Source organism: Phytoactinopolyspora endophytica (assembly GCF_004138495.1).
Lineage (GTDB): Bacteria > Actinomycetota > Actinomycetes > Jiangellales > Jiangellaceae > Phytoactinopolyspora > Phytoactinopolyspora endophytica.
The window spans coordinates 76861-78040 of the sequence record NZ_ML142849.1; the positions used below are offsets into that span (position 1 = coordinate 76861).

2 protein-coding genes are annotated in these 1180 nt (G+C 66.2%); one reads left to right on the top strand and one right to left on the bottom strand.

What is annotated here, in order from left to right; all coding sequences use genetic code 11:
- The coding region (locus tag ELR45_RS00385; protein ID WP_276320626.1) for an undecaprenyl-diphosphate phosphatase at window positions 1-548 on the bottom strand (548 nt) is incomplete at its 3' end.
- Window positions 549-663: 115 nt separating this feature from the next.
- On the opposite strand from ELR45_RS00385, the gene ELR45_RS40180 reads away from it, so the two are divergent.
- Window positions 664-1180, top strand: a 517-nt coding sequence (locus ELR45_RS40180) for an aldo/keto reductase (RefSeq protein ID WP_240759026.1), incomplete at its 3' end; no start/stop codon positions are given.

Here is a 1180-nt window from a genome sequence, read left to right on the forward strand (position 1 = left end):
TTCTTGCGCCCAACCCGGTCGGAAATGCCGAGGATGACCCCCAGCACCACGAGCGTGGTGCCGACGATCCACAGCGAGCGGAAGTCGTGTTCGATGACGTCCTTGAACGTGATTCCACAGACGACGATCGGTATGGTGCCGAGGATCACATACCAGCCCATCCGGGCGTCGGCCGGATCATAAACACCTGCGCCGCCTGCACCATTGCCGGCCCGGCCCCTACGATGCCTCGGCCCGCCGTCCGCACCGGCAGCACCGGTGTCGCTCCCCTGGTTGCCGGCGACCGCGCCCGCCATCGCCGGTTCCACGGCTGTACCGCGCCGGAACACCGAGAACGACCACGCACGGATGATCCGCCCGATGTCTTTCGCGAAGTACAGAATGACGGCGGTCTCGGTGCCGATCTGTGTCACTGCCGTGAACGCGGCTCCAGGGTCCTCCCAGCCGAACAGCTCCGGATAGATCCGCAGGTGGCCGCTGGACGAGATCGGGAGGAACTCGGTGAGCCCCTGCAGCACACCGAGGACGACGGCCTGGAACCATTCCATGCGTGAAGTGCTCCTTACGGGTGGCGCGGATACGGCGTGTGGACGGCCGCACCGCACTACTTTAACCGGCCCCGTTTGCACAGCTACCGGAGGTAAAACCCGGTACTCTCGCCGTGTGGAACTGCGACGACTGGGAAGAAGTGGACTCCGTGTCTCGCGCTACGCGCTGGGCACCTTGAGCTGGGGCCGGGACACCGACGAGCACGAGGCCCGCGAACAGCTCGAGACGTTCGTCGACAACGGGGGCACGCTGATCGATACCGCCGCCTCCTACGGCGAAGGAGCCAGCGAGCAGGTCCTCGGCCGCCTCCTCGACAAGACTGTACCCAGGTCCGATGTGGTCATCGCCACCAAGGCCGGCCGCTCGGGACCATTCGGACAGGATGTCGACGACGTGTCCCGGAAGATGCTCCTCGACCAGCTCGATGATTCTCTGGACCGGCTGGACGTCGACTATGTCGACCTCTGGCAGGTGCACACATGGCATGACGACACGCCGCTTGAGGAGACGCTCAGCGCTCTCGACTACGCCGTCGCCACGGGGCGGGCTCGCTACGTCGGCGTGTCCAACTACGCCGGCTGGCAGACCGCCTGGGCGGCGGTCCACCAGGCGAGCGACACCGGCCGCACAC